Here is a 19,692-nt window from a genome sequence, read left to right as displayed (position 1 = left end):
CAGATGTTGGCGCTTTGGCGCTGTTGTAAGGTTGCGGTCATGGTTCTATGATTGCTTTTCGTTTATGTATGTATGTGTTAGGCGTTTGTGCCTATGAAAATAATTTACATTGCTTTACAAAATTTAATCAAGTACTTTAAGTTTTGTAAAACTGATTGCCAATATTAGCTTTACTTATCTAAAAGTAAGGATGAGCATTCTCTATGCAATACTGTCTGTTTTGTTGATCAGCACCTCTATCGATGGGTAGAAGCTTGGAACAGGGTAAGATAGCGATCGCTCTAAATAGTTGGTATTCCTACTTATTTTAGTGGTCTATCACACTAAATTTGAGGGTAAGGAAACGTAGTGGCATGTCAAGACTAAAGTTGTGTGCTAGCTTTCCTCTTGTGGCAAGCTGCCCACACTACAAACCCACTGCCACATTACAGCCCCGCACCAAGAATTTTGTCTTTTAAGTGTTTGCAAACATCATCTTTGCAATCGATATGATATTTGCGATCCCATGTATGTTTACTGCACAGTTTAAGATTTTAATATAGTTTTATCGTAACTGCTGATACAGTAAATTTTATATTGATCTGGTGACATCTACCTTCAGAAATACAACGAATTGAAGAGGTAATTACATTCTGATGTAGATACAACAATGATTACTTCAGTCTTTGTTTCTTGAAATTTATATTGAGTTTTTGCACGTAAGTTGTGCAGGATTATCTCCATGCGTAAACCTGTTCTGACGATTTTTTATCAATTCAATCCTTGGAATGCTAGTATCGGAGGAATTCAAACATTAATTAAGATTTTTATTAAGCACGCACCTCCAGAATTTGAGGTGCGGCTTGTAGGAACAGGAGACCCCGAACTTCAACCTAATTTGAAGTGGCAAGCAGCAGAATTTGCAGGTAGAGAAATTAGTTTCTTACCTTTATTTTACCTGAAGGATGATAATTTCAGAAGTTTTATACCGACCACAGTTAAATATACAACTGCTCTTTTAGGGCGATACTTGTCCTCAGATTTTATGCACTTTCATAGGCTGGAGCCTAGTTTAGCAGCTTGGAATTGGCAGGGAGAGAAAACCCTGTTTATCCATAACGATATTCATACACAAATGCAAGCTGCTGGTGATCAAAAAGCTATTCTTTGGCGAAGATTTCCTCAAGCTTATTTTGCTTTGGAAAATTTATTAGTTCGTCAGTTTAGCCAAATTCTTTCATGCCATACCGATGCAGCAGAATTTTACAGACAGCGTTATCCTAGTGTGAAAAACCGTGTTGGATACATCAAAAATTCATTTGACAATGAGATTTTTTATCCATTGAGCCAGGCACAACGGGACGCTGGTCGTCGCCAATTAGCTATCAAGCTAGGTTTAGATGAAGAAACACGTTTTATTCTATTTGCTGGTAGGCTACATCCACAAAAAGATCCAATTTTATTAATACGGGCTTTTGCGGCTTTAAATCATCCAAACATGCATTTATTAATAGCAGGTGATGGAGAGTTAGCATCAGAAATACGGACGGAGATTGGACGGTTAGGATTGTCTGACCGAGTGACAATGTTAGGGGCGATCGCACTAGAAGAGTTAGCAAAACTACATCGAATATGTCATGTTTTTGTTCTGTCTAGTGCATACGAAGGTTTACCTTTGGTAGTTTTGGAAGCATTAGCTAGCGGAACACCAATAGTAACAACTAGATGTGGTGAAACCCCTAAATTATTAGCTACTGATAGCGGGGTTGTGTGTGAGCAACGTACACCAGAGTGCATCGCAGATGCTTTACGTCAGGTAATATTGCATCCGGAGAATTATCCAGTGGCGTCTTGTGTAGGAACTGCACAACCCTATAGCGCTCGTACTGTTATTAGGGATATCTACAGCAAAATGCTAAGTCGTTGGGAGTTAGCAGGTAACTTAGCTGTTAGCTAATGACTTGATCAATTATTTTGAGAAAAGAACCGATTGTTATGAAAATAGCCGTCATTGGTGCGAAGGGTTTGCCTCCCAAACAGGGAGGAATTGAGCATTATTGTGCAGAAGTCTATCCGCGCATGGTTGCACAAGGACATTGTGTTGATTTGTTTGCTCGGTCTTCTTATACAGACTATTCTTGGTTTGATTATTACGACTTTTGGGGTGTGCGCGTTGTCTGTTTACCTAGTGGCAATTGGCGTGGTATAGATGCTTTTATTGCTTCAGCGATGGGAGCGATCGCTTCTTGCACCCAGCAATATGATATAGTCCATTTTCATGCTCTGGGGCCATCTTTATTTACTTGTTTACCCAGAATTAGCACCTCTGCAAAGGTTGTAGTTACCTGTCAAGGATTAGATTGGCAACGTGCCAAGTGGGGTAATTTATCTAGTCGGCTAATTTTGATGGGAGAAAAGGCAGCAGTACGCTTCGCTCATGGGCTAATTGTAGTATCAAAAGACTTGAAAAATTACTTTCTCCAAACCTACGGTAGGGAGACAGTTTATATTCCTAACGCTCCTGCTAGCTATGCTGGCTCAGATCCAGAGTTTTCTTATGGTAAAGCTATTGGTTTAACAAAAGGACGCTATATTCTATTTTTGGGCAGACTTGTACCAGAAAAGCGTCCTGATTTACTCATTGAAGCTTTTCTGAAGTTGAAACCGACAGGATGGAAACTAGTTTTAGCGGGCGGTGTCAGTGATACTCAATCCTATAGCGCCAAACTCCTAGAAACAGTTGCTAGTAATCGAGATGTCGTATTTGCAGGCGAACTCAAAAGAAATCGTCTGTGGGAAATTGTCCGGGGGGCGGGTTTATTCGTCTTACCTTCTGATTTGGAAGGACTACCTCTAGCAATGTTAGAGGCGATGCGAGAAGGTATACCAGTATTAGCGAGTGATATCGCACCTCACGAGCAATTAATTAGTGGTAAGCGGGGGATGCTATTTGAGGCTGGAAATGTAGACTCTTGTGTACATTCTTTAGACTGGGCAATTAATCATCCAACTGAACTAGCAACAATGGCTGAGAACGCACAAAGATATGTGCAGCATCACTATAGTTGGGATCAAATTACTTCTGAAACTTTGAAGCTATATACAACAATCTTGAATTCACCTGAGCCAGTAAATGTACCAGATTTGAGTTTCAACAGAGTTTTTGGGTTTGTTAGCAGGAAATAGTCATTGGTCATTTGTAATTCTCCCCATTCCCCATTCCCTACTCCCTACTCCCCATTCCCCATTCCCAAGGATATACGTAATGGAAAAAGGCATTTCAACTTTACCAGCGATTTTGAAGCGGCGAAGTTTGCCAGCTTTGGCTACCTTTGCCGCCGTGATTGGCGGAGCATTTGCTTACTTAGCTTTTGCCCCACGTTTATATCAATCGACGGCGCGATTGATGCTTGATGATAACCGGGTGAGTGTTTCTGAGTTGGGACGCGACCTGACGCAAGCGCCTGTAGGCATCCCTGGTGGCCCTAGCCCAGTAGCAGATCAAGCGGAGTTAGTGAAATCACAACCTGTTTTGGAGCGATCGCTACAGAAGGTTTTTCCTGATTCTAATAGCCCACTGACAGTTAAGCAACTAGGTCAAAAGTTACGGGTGAAAATTGCTCCGGCTACGAATATTGTAGTTTTGAGCTACCAAGCTAAAGACCCTGTTTTGGCCGCAAAGCTTCTGAATGCGATTTCTCAAACGATGGTTGAGGATAGCGCTCAATATGTCCGTAAAGAAGCTGCGAACGTGCGGATGTTTTTAGAGAAGGAAGTACCATCAGCTCGTCTGCGTCTGCAACAAGCAGAAGTTATAGAAAACAAATACAGACAAGCCACTGGTATTGTCTCCTTTGAAGACCAAAGCAAAAGTTTGGTTGATAGTTTAGCTAATCTCGAAGATCAGGAACGGACTTTAGTCGCCCAACTCCAACAAACGCGATCGCGGGATGCATCTCTGCGAGCAATTACCAACTCCCCCAGCCTCAGCAATGCTTACGCAGCTGTTCGCGGTGGTCAAGACGAACAACTCCAGAAGTTACGCACTAAGTTGACAGATTTGGGGACACAAGTCATTGATATGCGTTTACGCTTTACCGAGAACCATCCCACTTTAATTAAACTGGTTCAGGAACAGCAAGCGATCAAGGCTTTATACAATCAAGAACTGGCTCGCTTTTCACCTGGAAACCCGGCCATCTCTCCCAGAAATGTGGCATCCGATTCTCTCAGTCAGAATCTGACTTCTGAACTCATTAACAATCAAATTGAACGCTTAGGAATAGAAAATCGGTTGCGAGTGATTCAATCTTTGAGGGCTAACTTACGCGATCGCCTCGCCCGATTGCCGGTTCTCCAACAACCGCTGACAGCACTTACCCGCCAACAAGACGAAGCCGCCGCATCTCTCAAGTTGCTGCAAAGCAAACTAGAAGAGGCGCGGATTGCTGAAGCCCAACTAGTTGGTAATGTCCGGATCATCGAAGAGGCCAAACCTGCCACTTCTCCTGCTTCACCACAGCCTGCGATCGTATTGGTACTGGCAACTGTGTTGGCAACTATTTTAGCGATCGCTGTAGTCTTGTTGCTGGAGATGATGGATAAAACACTCCATAATGCTTCAGAAGCTGAAGAACTACTCAAGACACGACTGTTAGGAGAATTGCCTTCCCTACCCGCAAAGACACTCACCTTAAATCCACCAGGAAATTTTCTCGATAACATTGCTCTAGTTGAACCTTACCGGATGCTGTTAAAAACCCTAGAGTTTCGCAATTCTCAGAAGGTGCGAAGCATTGTAATTAGTAGTACTAAATCCGGGGAAGGTAAATCGGTAGTGGCTTCACACCTAGCCGCTGTCTGTGCCATGTTCTCTCGACGGACATTGATTATTGATGCAGACTTGCGTTGTCCTATGCAACACAAACTGTTCAACTTAATTCCTCAACCAGGAATTACAGATATACTCGACGGACATCTGTCTTTAGTTGAAGCTGTACAGATTACAGACATTGATCATCTCTCAGTATTGACCTGTGGAAGTCTGCATACCCGTCCCTCACAATTACTAGAGTCAGACGCGATGAAATCGCTCATGGCAGAGGCGATCGCTAAATATGATTTAGTAATTTTAGATACTCCATCTCTCAATGATAGTGCTGATGCTACTACCTTGGGACGATATAGTGATGGCGTAGTGCTAGTTACACGTCCCAGTTTTACACACAAAGAATCATTGCAAAAAACTGTATCAGAGCTTACACACAATCGCATAGCGATTTTAGGAGTAGTTGCAAATGGTACAACAAATCAAACAGAAAAGTCTTACCGCTATTCATCCCGTCTTCTCCAACGTGTCAATGTTCTGAGTGATACCGTCAGTTCCAAAAACGGTTCGAGGTCAAAGTGACGATGTTAACTAATCAAAGTTCAAATTCTCCGTTGTCACTCTGGGTAGGGTTGGCAGGTGTGGGAATTGGCATACTCATAGGCATCCTCACAGGTGCCCAGCCGCTTTTCCTTACCTTAGCTGTCGGTGCAATACCGTTTGTTTTCCTATTTTTTGCCAAATTTGAACAAACGGTTATTGGTTTATTAATCCTGCGTAGCGCCCTCGATCCTTTCTCTGATCAGCAAGTACCGGCTGCATTTGCCCTTGGTCTTGATGCTCTGATTTTACTTTATGTAGTGGTAGCATTATTGACAGGTCGGATAGTACGTACTGATCGATTTTGGTGGTTGTTTGCAGGCTGGGTAGCTTTACAGGGTTTGTGGGTGATATTTATTATCTTACCTGTGGGAGGAATGGAGTTTGATAGTACTGTTTTGCTAGACAGTATCCGCGAGTGGGTGCGTCTTTTTTCCTGGTTGATGGTTTATTTGCTGGTAATGCAGTTAAAAGACCGAATTCATCCACGACAAATTATCTTTGCTTTATTTTTTGCTCTTGTAATACCTCTGACGGTGGCGTTCATGCAGGTAGTTCTTCCGGCTTCGCTCTTACCAAGTGTACTTCAAGGAACCGCAGATCCAATTTCAGGAGTAATTTCCAGGGTTAATGGCACTCTCGGTCTTTCCAATACCTTCGCCACTTTTTTGTTGTTGTTCATTGGTTTAACTTACTGGCAATTGGGTCAATCTCAGCGGCGTTGGCCTTGGCTGGTGCTGCTGGGCTTACTTTGTTTTTTCTATGTCAGTACTAAAGCCTTGTTTAGCTTGATGATGTTGGGCGTTTTTATTCTGGTTTTGATTGCACCAAGATTGAACATAATCAATCTGATTGCTGGAGTGTTGTTATTTGGTGTAGTCATAGCCCTATTTGCCAGTACAGAGTTTGGACAACAACGTCTTCATTCGTTGTTGCAAACACCACTTTTCAACCCAGATATGGATATATCACGGGCGTTGATTCTGTCGAAGGGAGATAATAACAGCTTTAACTGGCGGCTATCTCAGTGGAGTTATCTACTACAGGCTTGGCAGGAGTCTCCCTTTTTTGGCCATGGCTTGGCAACTAGCCGTCATTTAACTATTTACAAAAACTATGCCCACAACGACTACATGATGGCTTTAGTAGAAGGCGGGGTTGTAGGTTTTATCATTTTTCTGACCTTTCTCGGCGCTCAAGTTACACGTTTAGTTTATTTATTGCACACTTCTAGTAACAAGGCTCAGCAAAAACTGTGTTGGGTCTTGTTAGCAATGCTTTTGTCTATACTTGTCGGCATGATTACTGAGAATATCTGGACTCACACAACTCTCTTTTTCTACTGGTGGACTCTGTTTGCAGTTGCTGCTTGGAATTGGAATCAGTCGGAGCATCTGGATAACTCTATGTCACAGTAAAACCTCTTTTGTAATCGTGTACGTAACAATGACCCAGCGCTTGATTAACTCTAGCTATCACGCTCAACTGAAACTAGAACATCAACGACCATTACGGGTAGTTTTGGTGCATCCAAGTGCGGGGGTTAACTGGAGTGGTGGCTCAGAAATATTCGCCATTGAACTTGCTCGTCGCCTGAGTGCTGACTTTGAGGTGGAATTATTAGCAGGCGCTCCTTGTAGCCCTTTTTACTATCCAGCTGGTGGGATTCCTCGCACACAAGCGCGTCAGATTCTCAATTATTTACCGATCGCTTCTGTACTGAAACGTTTTATCACTCATTTTGACATTGTTATTGAACACCTGACCAGTTCTTTACCTTGTGCTATGCGACTGCTGACACGCCCTGCTGACTTGATTTTTCCCTGTAATGATTACGGTGGTTTGGCGATGGCTGCTTTTGTCCGCGCACTGATTGGTACACCTATTCTTTATACTGAACATACGGGATTGTTAAATCAAGGGCGATCGCTTGCACGTAACTTACAATTTTGTCCCAACCATCTCGTAGTTTTTTCTGAGGCAATGGCTAATTTTGCCCGCACTTTACGACCTTCCCAAGACATCACCATTATTCTCAACGGTGTAGACACTAACCGCTTTACACCAAAAGGAGAGCAGATGGCTTTAGGTTTAAACAAACCTTTAGTTTTATGTGTAGCTTCTCTTAACCGCGAAAGTCACAAGCGAGTTGAACTAGCAATTAAGGCTGTAGCCAGCTTGCCAAAAGTCAGTTTTCTGATTTGTGGAGATGGGATTGATCGTGCATATTTTCAATTTTTAGGTGAGAAGTTATTAGGAAGCGATCGCTTTGCAATTAAGACATTTACCAGCGAGCAGATGCCTCAAGTTTATCGTAGTGCAAATGCATTCACATTACCTTCTATTAATGAACCATGTGCGCTTTCTTATTTAGAAGCAATGGCTAGTGGTTTACCAGTTGTGACTACAGACGATGAAATGCGTCGCCATGTAATTGCAGATGGGGGAATTCTTTGTGATGTCACAAATAAAGATGAATATGCTGCTGCCATTGTCAAAGCCTTAAATGGAAATTGGCAAGATAAAGCTAGACGAAATGCCTATCGTTTTAGCTGGGATACTGTGGCATTACATTACCGTGATGTCATTTTGCAAACAATTCTGCGGTCTCAAGGAGTGGTGAGTGGGGAATGGGGAATTGGGAGACGCGGGGACGCGGAGAATGACAAATGACAACTAACAACTTGGGTTAATCTTTGAAAATCAAGGATTTTTATGATGCCAAAGGTTTCTATAATAATTCCTGCATATAATGCTATGAATTATCTGCCAGATGCTTTAGAAAGCGTTCTCCAGCAGACTTTTACAGATTTTGAAGTGTTAATTATTGATGATGGTAGTTCGGATAATCTTGTGCAATGGGCAGGTGAGTTAGCCAACTCACAAGTAAGGTTAATTGTACAAAAAAAACAAGGTGTAGCGGTGGCACGTAATACGGGTATTGCTAATGCCAAAGGTGAGTATATAGCTTTTTTAGATGCTGATGATTTGTGGAAACCAACTAAGCTGGAAAAACAAGTATGTTATTTGGACAATCATCCAGATATAGGCTTAGTACACACAAATATGGTGTTAATTAATCAGGAGGGAAAATCATCAGGTAGAGTTATGAAATCTCATGCAGAAGGTGATGCTTTAAAACAATTATTAGAGAAAAATACAATAACCACTTCTTCTGTAATAGTTCGTAATTGTTGCTTGACAAATATTGGTGACTTTGATATTAGCTTACGCTACTCTCAAGATTGGGATATGTGGGTTCGGATTGCTGCTCGTTATCGATTTGCTGTAATCAAAGAGCCTTTAGTTTGCTATCGCCAACATGCCAATAATGCTACTAAGAATTGGCAAATGTGGGAAAAAGGTTTAGGAGTGATTGAGAAATTATTTCAATCTGCTCCTAAAGATTTAATCTATTTAAAAAACCACAGCTATGGGTATGCAAATATCTATTTAGCTTGGAAAGCTCTCCAAAATGGCGATCGCCATCAGGCTATGTGTTTTCGCACAAAAGCGATCGCCCACTATTCCCAACTACGCTACTCTTTGGGATATATGCGTTTGTCTGTAGCGATCGCCATTATGCAATGGTTAGGATTTGACAGCTTTAACAAAATACTAGCACTTATCTACACTGTGCGTCGGCATATTGCGTGAATAAGCAGGGGATGAGGGGGATGAGGGAGATGAGGGAGATGAGGGAGAAAGATAATTCTCCCAGTCCCCATTCCCCATTCCCCAGTCCCCACTCCCCACTCCCCATTCCCCACTCCCCATTCCCCACTCCCCACTCCCTACTCCCCACTCCCTACTTCCTACTCCCCACTCCCCACTCCCCATTCTCCTTGATTCGATAATTAGGAAAGTCATTATGGGATTACGCCATCAAGCTTTTAAAGGCGGATTTATCATGCTTGTCCGTCAAGGTTTGGGTATATTACTCAGCTTGGTAGGCGTGATATTTATTACTAGAGTTATTGGGCCTACTGATTACGGACTTTTTGGAGCAAGCAGCGGTATTGTGATCTTTTTTTACCGTTTAGCTCCCTTGGGTTTGAATATTTACCTGCTTCGCAAAAAGACTAATCCAGAGCAACAGGAATACGAACAAGCCTTTACTCTCTTGTTATGTATCAATATTATTTGTGTCACTGCTATTGTATTAGGACGACAATTTATCGCTCAGTTGCTAAAGCTGCCAGACGTTGCGCCTCTTTTAGGAATCTTAGCTTTAACAATACCTTTGAGTACTTTAAATGTGCCTTGGGTAGTCAAGTTAGAACGCGATCTCAACTATCAACGTGTAGCATACATTGAGCTAATCAGCCAGATAGGTTACTACTTAGTTGCAATACCATTAGCATTACATGGAGCTGGTGCTTGGTCTCCTGTTTTTGGCTTATTTACACAGCAAGGCAGCCAATTGGCTCTCAATTACTGGAGTAGCAATCTGCGACTCAACTTATGTTGGCACCCAAATACAATTCGGACGATGCTCAACTACGGTTTCGGCTATACAAGTTCAATGTGGATTTGGGAATTGCGTACATTAGTCAATCCAGTCATTGTAGGACGTTTTGCTGGTGCGGAAGCTGTTGCTTTTGTGGCTTTGTGCATTCGTTTGGTAGAGATGCTTTCCTTTGCTAGGGCAGTAATTTGGCGCTTGGCAATGGCTGCACTTGCTAAATTAGGAGATGACAAAACTCGCCTACGCAAGAGTATTCAAGAGGGAATGCGCTTACAAGTATTAGCAGTTGGTTTACCAATGGTAGGGTTTGCGCTGGTGGCTCCTGTAGTCTTAACATTGGTTTTTGGAAAAGATTGGAATCCAGTACTGCAAATATTTCCGCTGATTACTATTAGCTATCTTTCTTATGCAGTTTTCAATTTACATTGCTCTGTATTGTATTTACAGGGTAAAAATCTTTTGGTGACATCGTTTAATTTAATCCATATAACCCTGTTTATAGGAAGTGCATTTTTGCTAGTGCCGCGCTTGGGTATTGTTGGTTATGGCTGGGCGGAAATTTGTACATTAGCTAGCTATTTTATTCTTCACTTTTACATAGTTAGAGAGATTGGTGAGCTTAATTACACTGATGTGGCAATCTGGTACTTTATCATAGTTATTATTTTAATTTTAAGCACATTTCATGATGTGGCTCGCTACTTGTCTTGCTTAATGTTACTGCTGCCCTTAGCATCAACTAAAGAAAGAAAAAACTTGATTAGTTATTTCCAAATATTAAAATTTTAGACATATTGTCAAAATTAAATCAAACTTCAATTAAGATTTATTTGCTTGCGATCGCTCACAAGATATCCGTCTGTCTTCCCCTAGCCCCTATTTTCACTTTGTCCTCAACAAGCGATCGCCTGCATCTCCTAAACCAGGAATAATATAACCATGTTCATCGATTGCAGCATCATGGGAAACTTTAAAGGAGTTAATACAAATACATGAAAGGAATAGTTCTGGGATTTGACCCGATAAATGGGGGATTGATCAGTGCTGAAGATGGGAAACGGTATACATTACAACTGGATGCCTGGAGAGGATTGCAACCGCCTCGTGTTGGTGAACAAGTAGATTTTGAAATCAATGGCGATGCTGCTAGTGAAGTTTACCCACTCGTTAACGAGACAGAATCAACACAAGATGATATTGGTAAGACACTTACCGCAGCAGGCAAATCGCTAGCAGATGCCACAAGTCGTGCAGCAGCAGAAGCTTCTGTTAGGCTTTCTGAACCACCATCTAACCCAACTGCCCAAAAACTACTAGAGAATGGCAAAAAGGTCTCAGCTTCACTATTTGCTGTGATCTTAATTTGTTTTTTCCTACCTTTCGTTACCGTTTCTTGTGACAATCGACCTGTTTTTCAAATGTCAGGTGTTGAAATGGCTACTGGTAAAACAGTGAGTACACCAGATATATTTGGTAGTCAAACGCAGAGTCAAAAAATTCCTGGTGATAGCAGAGCTGCTCTTGTTTTTGCTGCTGCGGCTTTAGGTATTGGAACTAGCCTGATCAAGATTCGTAAAAGTTCGCTAATTTCCGCAGGTATCGGAGCATTTGGATTAGTTATGCTTTTGTCTCTTAAGTCAGAAATTGATAAACAGATTATCAATAATGGCGCTAGTTATGCGGGGTTTAAAGCAGACTATGGTGTAGGCTTTTGGGGTTCAATTTTACTATTTATTTCAGCAGCTTGTCTTAACATTTGGCTATTTTTTCAAAAGAGAACAGATAGAGAAACCACTCCATAAAAAACCATCCCGACTTTAAAGTTCCTCTGAAGTGGCGCAACTTGCCAAAGCAATTACGGTGCAAATTGACTATAAAAATGCCCCTGGTTTGGGAGTCATGGACAGCGTTATGCACTCATTTAGCCGTTGTTGGGCAATTTATTATATGTGCGTTTACACAGTTTTGCTAAATTCTTTTCTGCAAATCTCGATTATTCAGTTAGTTGAGCGAAGTCGAAACCAACGGTTTTGGTAAATTATTTCCTAGAAATCACCTAATTTACTAAGTGTTCGAGCTTAGTGAGCGAGTATTTTAGCTTCACTTCAACTAACGAGCCTTTCACTTCAACTAACAAGCCTTTCACCTCAACTAACGAGCCTTTCACTTCAACTAACAAGCTTTTCACTTCAACTAACAAGCTTTTCACTTCAACTAACAAGCCTTTCACTTTAACTAAAAGGATTTTCAAAGCTGGTATCGCTCGAAAGATCCTGGTTCTGTTGCGTGGCGCTTTGCTCAGGGACTGTTCTACCCGATTATAATGATGTCGGTAATCCTCCAAAGGTTTTTTGCACACTAGGCAAGAAGAGACGCGCTTTGGAAGCGCGTCTCTACAAGAGACCTCTTGCAAAAGTCGGATACTCGCCAGAAAATAAATTTTCTGGCTGATAACTCAAGTCGGTTTCAACCGACTAATAACAGTATTTTTAGTCCGTTTCAACGGACTTTTGCTATTAGGCAGAGACTTGAGTCTCTGACGGTTCAAGTATTTTTGCAAGAAGTCTAAGGGTTTCGGGTAACGCAGAATTAATTTCACCAATAGAGTTGACAGGATAACTCATTTCCTGTATTGAAAATAAAAGCTGATAAAAAATCCAATTATGAAACTTCATTATGCACTTGCACCAGTAGCTGTGGTCGGGGCGATCGCTTTTATCCAACCACAAACTGCTATAGCATTATCCTCAGCGGAAGTAGCTCAACTTGCCAAAACTATCACGGTGCTAATTGATAGTAAAGATGGTTCTGGAACTGGGGTAATTATTAAAAAAGAAGGCAACACTTACACTGTTCTGACAGCTAGACATGTCATTGAGGCTCAAACTAAATATGAAATAGTCACTCCAGATGATCAGCGTTATGCACTCAACTACAGTACTATCAAAAAGTTACCAGATGTAGATTTAGCTGTTGTACAGTTTACTAGCAATCAAAGCTATCCTGTTGCTAAAATCGGGAACTCAGACGAATCTCCCGAAGGAACAACCGCTTATGTAGCTGGGTTTCCGCAAGTGACAGCGGCATTTTCTCAGGCGATTTACAATTTCACCGATGGGCGGATTACTGCCAATGCTAACAAGGCGCTGCGTGATGGTTACGCTTTGGTGTATAGCAATAATACACTACCAGGGATGAGTGGCGGCCCGGTGTTGAATGAGAAAGGCGAATTGGTAGGAATTCACGGCAGAGGTGACACAACAGAGAATTTTCAAATCTCAGATAAAAATCCCAACATAGTGATTAAGTCAGGCTTTAATTTGGGAATTCCCATTAATACTTTTTTGCGATTGTCAGCCAAAACAGGAGTAGTAAATGTAGGAGTTAAACCTTTTAACGCACCAATAGTCACAACACCAAAAGCTGACGATTTTTATATTCAAGCTTGGGATAAATATAATAAAGGGGATTTTCAAGGGGCGATTGTGACTTTTACAGAAGCCATTCGCCTCAAGCCTCAATATGCTGCTGCTTATCTCTGGCGGGGATATGCTAAAAACAATGGTCGAGAAAATAAACAGGCAGTGATTAAAGATTTCCAAAAAGCAGCAGAGTTGTTTTTTGCTCAAGGAAATAAAGTCGATGCTTACATCAGCCAAGGAACTTCTCGTTGGCTATCGCAAGATTATCAAGGTGCAGTTACCGCACTGACTCAAGCAATTCAACTTAATTCTAAAAATCCCTTAGCTTACAACGAGAGGGGAAATGCTCGCACTGGATTGGGAGATTTTCAAGGTGCTGCTGCGGATTATACGCAAGCAATTAGTCTAAATCCTGACTTAACTGTTGCTTACCCTAACCGAGCTAATGCTCGCCGGGGTTTAGGAGATAGCCAAGGAGCGATCGCAGATTTAAACGAAGCAATTCGCCGCGCTCCTAACTATGCTATTGCTTATAAAAATTTGGGATTTATCTATAGTGAATTGGGACAACAAAAAGAGGCGATCGCCAATTTACAAAAAGCTGCCGACTTGTTTCTCAAGCAAGGTAACAAAATAGAAGCTTACCAAAGCCAAGGGTCGATTCGCTTGGTGATGAAAGATTATCCGGGGGCCATTGCCCTGTTTACACAAGCAATTCAACTCAATCCCAAAGAAGCTGCACACTACCTAGACAGGGGTTTTGCTCGCTCACAGTCGGGAGATCAGCAAGGAGCGATCAAAGATTACACTCAAGCTCTGCAAATTGATCCTAAAAATTTTAATGCGTATGAAGCGCGGGGTTTTGTCAAGCTGGAATCTGGAGATCAAAAAGGAGCGATCGCAGATTTTACCCAAGCTGTGAAAATTAATCTCAAAGATGCCAACGCTTATGCCGGTCGTGGATTTGCCCATAATCAATTAGGAGATAAACAAAGTGCGATCGCTGATTTACAAACAGCAGCTAAACTTTTTCAAGAACAAGGCAATACAACAGCGTATCAACAGATATTAGACAGCATTAGCAAGATACAACAGTAGGGAATAAGGAACAGCAATAGTGGGTGTGTTGTCACCCATTGATGTCAAGTTAAGCTAGTTAAGCTAAAAATAGCTTCGGTGTTGGCTTCCTCATCCGCCAGAGAATAAATTCTCTGGCTAATAGCTCAAGTCTACTGAAGTAGACTCAAAATCTTGGAGGATATTCAGTCATCTAAAGATGACTTTTGCTATTAGCAAGAAACTTCAGTTCCTTGCGGGACATAACTTTTACGTTAAGTTGACACCAATGGTTGTCACCAAGCACTGCACCATTAACAATTTAAGATTCTCTTAACCACATTGCGAATTGAGATTACTTTATGAAAGAAGGTAAAAGTTTAAAGCCAATCTGGGCTACGCCCCGCTCCAAAGATCGCCCGCAAGTGTCGCGAAAGAATCCTTGTCATGCAAGGTAGATTGAAACCTTGTCCCTGGTGAGCGACATAGTTTTCCCTGTTCCCTTTTATAAACTACTTGAGGAATTAAGAAAAAATGATTGTATAAAAATACGGAGATATTTTCCAGTAAAGTCAAAAAAAGCCTCCTGGGAATTGAATGATGAAATTTCATTATCTACTTGCACCAGCATTGATGGGAGTAACAGTTGCCTTTGTGCAACCACAAGCTGCTGTGGCGTTATCCTCAGCAGAAGTGGCAAAACTTGCTAAAACAATCACAGTACTAATTGATAATCAAAATGCTTCCGGGACTGGGGTAATTATTCAAAAACAAGGCAACACTTACACTGTTCTCACAGCTAGGCATGTAATTGAAACCCAAGCTAAATATGAAATTGTCACCCCAGATGGTCAGCGTTATGCACTCAATTACAATACTGTCAATAAGTTACCAGATGTAGATTTAGCCCTTGTACAATTTACCAGCGCTCAAAATTACCCAACTGCCAAAATCGGCAACTCAGATGAATCCCCCGAAGGGACAACCGCTTATGTTGCAGGTTTTCCACAAGTGACAGCAGCCTTTTCCACTTCAATTTACAATTTTACCGATGGGCGGATTACTGCCAATGCCACCAAAGCGCTACGTGATGGCTACGCACTGGTTTACAGCAATAACACACTACCCGGCATGAGTGGTGGCCCGGTATTGAATGACAAAGGGGAACTAATCGGCATTCATGGCAGAGGCGACACGGCAGAGAATTTTCAAATCTCTGACAACAATCCTAATGTGATTATCAAATCAGGCTTTAATTTGGGAATTCCCATTAATACCTTTTTGAGATTATCAGCTAAAACAGATACAGATGTGGGTGTTAAGCCTCCTAGCACACCCGTAATCACAAAACCGAAAGCAGACAACTTTTATCTTCAGGGTTTGGATAAGTATCAAAAAGCAGATTTTCGGGGTGCTATTACTGCTTATACCGAAGCGATTCGTCTCAATTCTAAATATGCCTCTGCCTACTACAGACGTGGAGATGCCAGAGTCAATCTCAGAGAAAATGAAAAGCTGATTATTGGAGATTATCAAAAAGCCGCAGACCTGTTTTTTGCTCAAGGAAATAAAGCCGATGGCTACAGAAGCCAAGGTTCTGTGCGTTTGTTCTTGAAAGACTACCAGGGAGCAATCACCGCTTTGACTGAAGCGATTAAACTCAATCGTAACGATTTTGCGGCTTATGGTGAGAGGGGTCGTGCCCGTTCTAACTTGGGAGATTGGCCAGGTGCGATCGCAGATTACACTGAAGCTATTCGCCTGAATCCTAACGATATTGATTCATACATCAACCGGGGTAATGTGCGCCGCTATTCAGGAGACAGCCAAGGAGCAATTACTGATTTCCAACAAGTAATTAATCTCTCTCCCAACTCTGCCTTTGCCTACCTCAGTCTAGGATTTACCTATAATGAATCAGGACAATCCCAAGAAGCGATCGCTAATTTGCAAAAAGCTGCTGACCTGTTTTTTCAGCAAGGAAATAAAGTTGAGGCTTACCAAAGTCAAGGTCAGATTCGTCTAATTAAAAAAGATTATCAAGGAGCAATTGCTCTATTGACGAAAGTTATTCAACTCAATCCGGAATCTGTACACTACAATAACCGGGCTTATGCTCGCTTACGGTCGGGAGACAAACAAGGAGCGATCGCGGATTACACCAAATCTCTGCAAATTAATCCTAATGATATTAATGCTTATAGTGGGCGGGCTTTTGCCCGGTTGCAATCGGGAGATGCAAAAGGAGCGATTGCAGATTACACCCAATCTATACGAAGAAATCCCAAAGATGCCAATGCTTATGCAGGTCGGGGATTTGCCCGTAATCAATTAGGAGATAAACAAGGAGCAGTAACCGATTTACAAACAGCAGCCAAGCTCTTTCAAGAACAAGGCAATACAACAGCGTATAAACAAATACTAGGCAATATTAGAAGGATACAAGAATAAAGAGTGAGTAAATCGCGTAACATTTGTTAATAGTAGAAATTGTTGCTGCCTGTTTGATTTGCGAAACAGAGCGATCGCCACGATGGAATTAAAAAACCATGGACGGGTCAAACTAGACCTCTTGCAAAAGTCGGATACTCGCCAGAAAATAAATTTTCTGGCTGATAACTCAAGTCGGTTTCAACCGACTAATAACAGTATTTTTAGTCCGTTTCAACGGACTTTTGCTATTAGGCAGAGACTTGAGTCTCTGACGGTTCAAGTATTTTTGCAAGAAGTCTACTGTTTACCACGCCAAAAAACAACTGTTATGGTGGATATGGAAATGCTATTTCCACACTCAACTCCCCAGTGTTTTCATGACTGTTGATTTAACTACTTCATCTGATTTTGTCGCAGTATTGGCACAAGCTGCGGCTGCGTATCGAGGACAAAATCGCGATCGCCCTTCTGCGGGTATGTTAGTCGAGGCATTGCTGCAAGCGGAAAAAGCTGCCAAGCAACAGCGTCTAACTTATTCTTTTGCAGCCTTACTCGGTCAATGGCAATTGTGCTTTGTAACCGGAACTCGCAAAGTTAGAGAACGAGGAGGAATAATATTAGGTAAGGGTTTTTATTGGCCAAAATTTACCCCGACCTATATTTCTTTTGCAACAACCCAAGCTTTAGAAGAAACTCCAATCAAAGGAGAAGTTGCTAATCAAGTGCAATTTGGTTCAGTTTTAACAAAACTAACAGGGCCTGGACAATATTTAGGTAAAAAAAACCTATTAGCTTTCAATTTTACCCATATACAAATCAGTTTATTTAATCGCGTTGTATACGATAAACCCTTTAGTAAAGCTAAAGCGCAAACTGATAATTTTTATAATCAACCCATAGCTAAATTACCTTTTTTTGCCTTCTTTTTAATAACAGAAGAATTCATTGCAGCCCGCGGGCGTGGAGGCGGGTTAGCACTTTGGGTTCGGTTTTGAATTGGGGACTGGGGACTGGGGACTGGGGACTGGGGATTGGGGACTGGGGACTGGGGACTGGGGACTGGGGATTGGGGAATTGTCATTGATTATTCTCCGCGTCCCCCCGTCCCCGCGTCCCCGCGTCTCCCCCGTCCCCCTCATTCCCCTAAAAAGCCAACATGACGCTTTGGTAAACTGACTGTTACTTTGGTTCCTTGCCCAACTTGACTGGATAAAACAATACTGCCACCATGTAACTCTATGCAGGCTTTAGCGATCGCTAGCCCTAAACCTGTTCCTGGGATGGTGTCAACGTTACTCCCTCGACTGAAGGATTGAAATAAGTTTTGCTGATCGGCAGTGGGAATACCAATACCTTCATCTTTGATGTGAAATATTACCTGTGATTCTTTACCAATTAGGTGAAATTCTACATTGCCCCCATTTGGGGAATATTTAATAGCATTAGAGATTAAATTTATAAATATTTGCTGCAAAAGCCCGCGATCGCCACAAAAACCTCTAATACTACCAGTTATTTGAAAAACTAATTCGTGATGTTCGGCTAATGTTTCTCGTTCTTGTTCTATGAGATCGGAGAAAAATTGCAGCAAATCAAGTGATACTGGCTTAAATTTGATTTTGTCTAACTCAATTTGGTTAACCAAAAGCATGTTATTGACAAGTTTGGACATGTACCTTGCTTTTTGGTCAATAATTTGCATAAATCTCTGTTGTTTAGACTCATCAAGTTGTTGGCTATGTTTTAGCAGAGTTGATGCCGCCGTGAGGATGGAAGTTAGCGGTGTTCGATACTCGTGAGAGACTGTGGCTACGATTTGGGATTTAAAAGCGTTGAGTTGCTGTTCTTTCTTGAGTGCTACTTGTGTCTGAGTTAGCAATTCTGCCTGCTGGATAGCGATCGCTAGTTGCACTGAAACTTCATGAAGCATCTGTGCATCATCAGTTTGCCACTGTCGTTCTCCTGAACTTTGCTGAGCAATTAATAAACCCCAAGGCTTGGGAGTTGACTTGCCGTTGTTGCTGAGATTGATCGGAACCAGCAGATTCGCCTTAGTCTTAAATTGTTCTTGTAAAGTGCCATAGCAATTACTCAAGCCAGCCTCATAGATATATTGAGGATTGGAGATTGAGTACTGGGTATTGGCAAAAAAAGCAGGTGAGTAGGGAGCAGAAACCAGAGGCCCTCTTTTTTCTATCCCTAGTTCTGCTCGTTCCTCATGGTAGATATATTGACCGTGATTTTCCAAAGGAGACTCTAAGCGATCGCGCAGTACTAATGTATTGCATGACTCAATCGAGGAAGCGACTATCTCACCATTCATCTCTGACAAAAACTGATATACAAGCACGCGATCGCACTTCAACATTTGCTGTACTTCTGATACAGCCGTATTCAGTATTTGCTCTATGTTCAAAGACTGGCGAATTCGCAAAGCCGTCATAGCTATTAGGCGCTGTCGCTCTTGAGTTTTGCTGAGTTGTGTTTGCAAGCACAACTGCTTGATAGCATTACGAACTGCTATTTGCAGTACATCTGATTGCAGGTGTTGTTTGACCAAATAGTCTAAAGCACCCCTTTTCATCGCTTGTACCGCGACCTCTTCATCACCATGCCCTGTCAATATAATCACAGCAACAGGGGTCTCAAATATCTCCCGCTTTAGCCGATCAAAAAGCTCTAAGCCACTCATATCAGGTAGGCAAAAATCAAGCAGAACAACATCAAAGTGCATTTCTTGACACAAAGCAATTGCGTCTTCTGCACAATCTGCCTCCAAAATTTGGTAAGACTGGTGCGGATCTTTCAAGAGATATCGACGATAAATTTTTCGATCCGCTGCACAATCATCAATAATGAGTAGCGTCCATGTGTTTAACATAGAGAAGCGGGGAGCAATTTAGACT

Annotated in this window: 16 protein-coding genes; 14 read left to right on the top strand and 2 right to left on the bottom strand. The window is 41.8% G+C overall.

Going from position 1 to position 19,692, the window contains the following annotated elements:
• Positions 1-721 precede the first annotated feature (721 nt).
• The 9 genes from AC5JMF_RS02935 (at position 722) to AC5JMF_RS02895 (ending at position 11,912) form a co-directional block, all read left to right on the top strand.
• Complete coding sequence (locus AC5JMF_RS02935; protein ID WP_495794229.1) at positions 722-1,936, top strand: glycosyltransferase family 4 protein; 1,215 nt, start codon at positions 722-724, stop codon at positions 1,934-1,936.
• A 38-nt stretch (positions 1,937-1,974) separates the two neighbouring features.
• The gene (locus tag AC5JMF_RS02930; RefSeq protein WP_495794228.1) at positions 1,975-3,165 is read left to right on the top strand and encodes a glycosyltransferase family 4 protein; all 1,191 of its coding nucleotides are present in this window, start codon (positions 1,975-1,977) and stop codon (positions 3,163-3,165) included.
• Positions 3,166-3,244: 79 nt separating this feature from the next.
• A complete protein-coding gene (locus AC5JMF_RS02925) occupies positions 3,245-5,389 on the top strand; it encodes a GumC family protein (protein WP_495794227.1) in 2,145 nt (714 codons plus the stop codon).
• A gap of 2 nt (positions 5,390-5,391) precedes the next feature.
• Complete coding sequence (locus AC5JMF_RS02920; RefSeq protein ID WP_495794226.1) at positions 5,392-6,825, top strand: O-antigen ligase family protein; 1,434 nt, start codon at positions 5,392-5,394, stop codon at positions 6,823-6,825.
• A gap of 28 nt (positions 6,826-6,853) precedes the next feature.
• Positions 6,854-8,080, top strand: coding sequence for a glycosyltransferase (locus tag AC5JMF_RS02915; RefSeq protein WP_495794225.1), 1,227 nt, complete (start codon positions 6,854-6,856; stop codon positions 8,078-8,080).
• Positions 8,081-8,125: 45 nt separating this feature from the next.
• Positions 8,126-9,064, top strand: a complete 939-nt coding sequence (locus AC5JMF_RS02910; RefSeq protein ID WP_495794230.1) for a glycosyltransferase family 2 protein — start codon at positions 8,126-8,128, stop codon at positions 9,062-9,064.
• Between the two features lie 214 nt (positions 9,065-9,278).
• Positions 9,279-10,664, top strand: a complete 1,386-nt coding sequence (locus tag AC5JMF_RS02905) for an oligosaccharide flippase family protein (RefSeq protein WP_495794224.1) — start codon at positions 9,279-9,281, stop codon at positions 10,662-10,664.
• Between the two features lie 203 nt (positions 10,665-10,867).
• Entirely contained in the window at positions 10,868-11,677 is an 810-nt protein-coding gene (locus tag AC5JMF_RS02900) for a hypothetical protein (RefSeq protein ID WP_495794223.1), read from the top strand.
• 31 nt (positions 11,678-11,708) lie between these two features.
• Positions 11,709-11,912, top strand: coding sequence for a hypothetical protein (locus tag AC5JMF_RS02895; protein WP_495794222.1), 204 nt, complete (start codon positions 11,709-11,711; stop codon positions 11,910-11,912).
• Positions 11,913-11,931: 19 nt separating this feature from the next.
• Here AC5JMF_RS02895 and AC5JMF_RS02890 read toward each other — a convergent pair whose 3' ends face one another.
• A complete protein-coding gene (locus AC5JMF_RS02890; RefSeq protein WP_495794221.1) occupies positions 11,932-12,219 on the bottom strand; it encodes a hypothetical protein in 288 nt (95 codons plus the stop codon).
• Between the two features lie 63 nt (positions 12,220-12,282).
• On the opposite strand from AC5JMF_RS02890, the gene AC5JMF_RS02885 reads away from it, so the two are divergent.
• The 5 genes from AC5JMF_RS02885 (at position 12,283) to AC5JMF_RS02865 (ending at position 17,781) form a co-directional block, all read left to right on the top strand.
• Positions 12,283-12,444, top strand: a complete 162-nt coding sequence (locus AC5JMF_RS02885; RefSeq protein WP_495794220.1) for a hypothetical protein — start codon at positions 12,283-12,285, stop codon at positions 12,442-12,444.
• 94 nt (positions 12,445-12,538) lie between these two features.
• Positions 12,539-14,395, top strand: coding sequence for a tetratricopeptide repeat protein (locus tag AC5JMF_RS02880; RefSeq protein ID WP_495794219.1), 1,857 nt, complete (start codon positions 12,539-12,541; stop codon positions 14,393-14,395).
• Positions 14,396-14,950: 555 nt separating this feature from the next.
• Positions 14,951-16,804, top strand: a complete 1,854-nt coding sequence (locus AC5JMF_RS02875) for a tetratricopeptide repeat protein (RefSeq protein WP_495794218.1) — start codon at positions 14,951-14,953, stop codon at positions 16,802-16,804.
• A 121-nt stretch (positions 16,805-16,925) separates the two neighbouring features.
• Entirely contained in the window at positions 16,926-17,174 is a 249-nt protein-coding gene (locus AC5JMF_RS02870; protein ID WP_495794217.1) for a hypothetical protein, read from the top strand.
• Positions 17,164-17,781: a hypothetical protein gene (locus AC5JMF_RS02865; protein ID WP_495794216.1), complete on the top strand. Its 618-nt coding sequence runs from the start codon at positions 17,164-17,166 to the stop codon at positions 17,779-17,781. Before AC5JMF_RS02870 ends, AC5JMF_RS02865 begins: the two co-directional genes overlap by 11 nt.
• Before the next feature lie 140 nt (positions 17,782-17,921).
• On the opposite strand, the gene AC5JMF_RS02860 is transcribed toward AC5JMF_RS02865, so the two are convergent.
• On the bottom strand, positions 17,922-19,667 hold the full coding sequence (locus AC5JMF_RS02860; RefSeq protein ID WP_495794215.1) for an ATP-binding protein: 1,746 nt from the start codon (positions 19,665-19,667) through the stop codon (positions 17,922-17,924).
• Between the last annotated feature and the right edge of the window lie 25 nt (positions 19,668-19,692).

This window comes from Desmonostoc vinosum (genome assembly GCF_059505385.1).
The sequence above is the reverse complement of the archived record's forward strand: the minus strand, read 5'-3'. Positions and strand labels throughout refer to the sequence as shown.

What these genes read in the sequence shown, in the direction of transcription:
- AC5JMF_RS02930 (WP_495794228.1), top strand. Translation starts at nt 1,975, where the DNA reads ATGAAAATAGCCGTCATTGGTGCGAAGGGTTTGCCTCCCAAACAGGGA.
- AC5JMF_RS02920 (WP_495794226.1), top strand. Translation starts at nt 5,392, where the DNA reads ATGTTAACTAATCAAAGTTCAAATTCTCCGTTGTCACTCTGGGTAGGG.
- AC5JMF_RS02915 (WP_495794225.1), top strand. Translation starts at nt 6,854, where the DNA reads ATGACCCAGCGCTTGATTAACTCTAGCTATCACGCTCAACTGAAACTA.
- AC5JMF_RS02865 (WP_495794216.1), top strand. Translation starts at nt 17,164, where the DNA reads ATGACTGTTGATTTAACTACTTCATCTGATTTTGTCGCAGTATTGGCA.
- AC5JMF_RS02910 (WP_495794230.1), top strand. Translation starts at nt 8,126, where the DNA reads ATGCCAAAGGTTTCTATAATAATTCCTGCATATAATGCTATGAATTAT.
- AC5JMF_RS02880 (WP_495794219.1), top strand. Translation starts at nt 12,539, where the DNA reads ATGAAACTTCATTATGCACTTGCACCAGTAGCTGTGGTCGGGGCGATC.
- AC5JMF_RS02900 (WP_495794223.1), top strand. Translation starts at nt 10,868, where the DNA reads ATGAAAGGAATAGTTCTGGGATTTGACCCGATAAATGGGGGATTGATC.
- AC5JMF_RS02860 (WP_495794215.1), bottom strand. Translation starts at nt 19,667, where the DNA reads ATGTTAAACACATGGACGCTACTCATTATTGATGATTGTGCAGCGGAT.
- AC5JMF_RS02875 (WP_495794218.1), top strand. Translation starts at nt 14,951, where the DNA reads ATGATGAAATTTCATTATCTACTTGCACCAGCATTGATGGGAGTAACA.
- AC5JMF_RS02935 (WP_495794229.1), top strand. Translation starts at nt 722, where the DNA reads ATGCGTAAACCTGTTCTGACGATTTTTTATCAATTCAATCCTTGGAAT.
- AC5JMF_RS02925 (WP_495794227.1), top strand. Translation starts at nt 3,245, where the DNA reads ATGGAAAAAGGCATTTCAACTTTACCAGCGATTTTGAAGCGGCGAAGT.
- AC5JMF_RS02905 (WP_495794224.1), top strand. Translation starts at nt 9,279, where the DNA reads ATGGGATTACGCCATCAAGCTTTTAAAGGCGGATTTATCATGCTTGTC.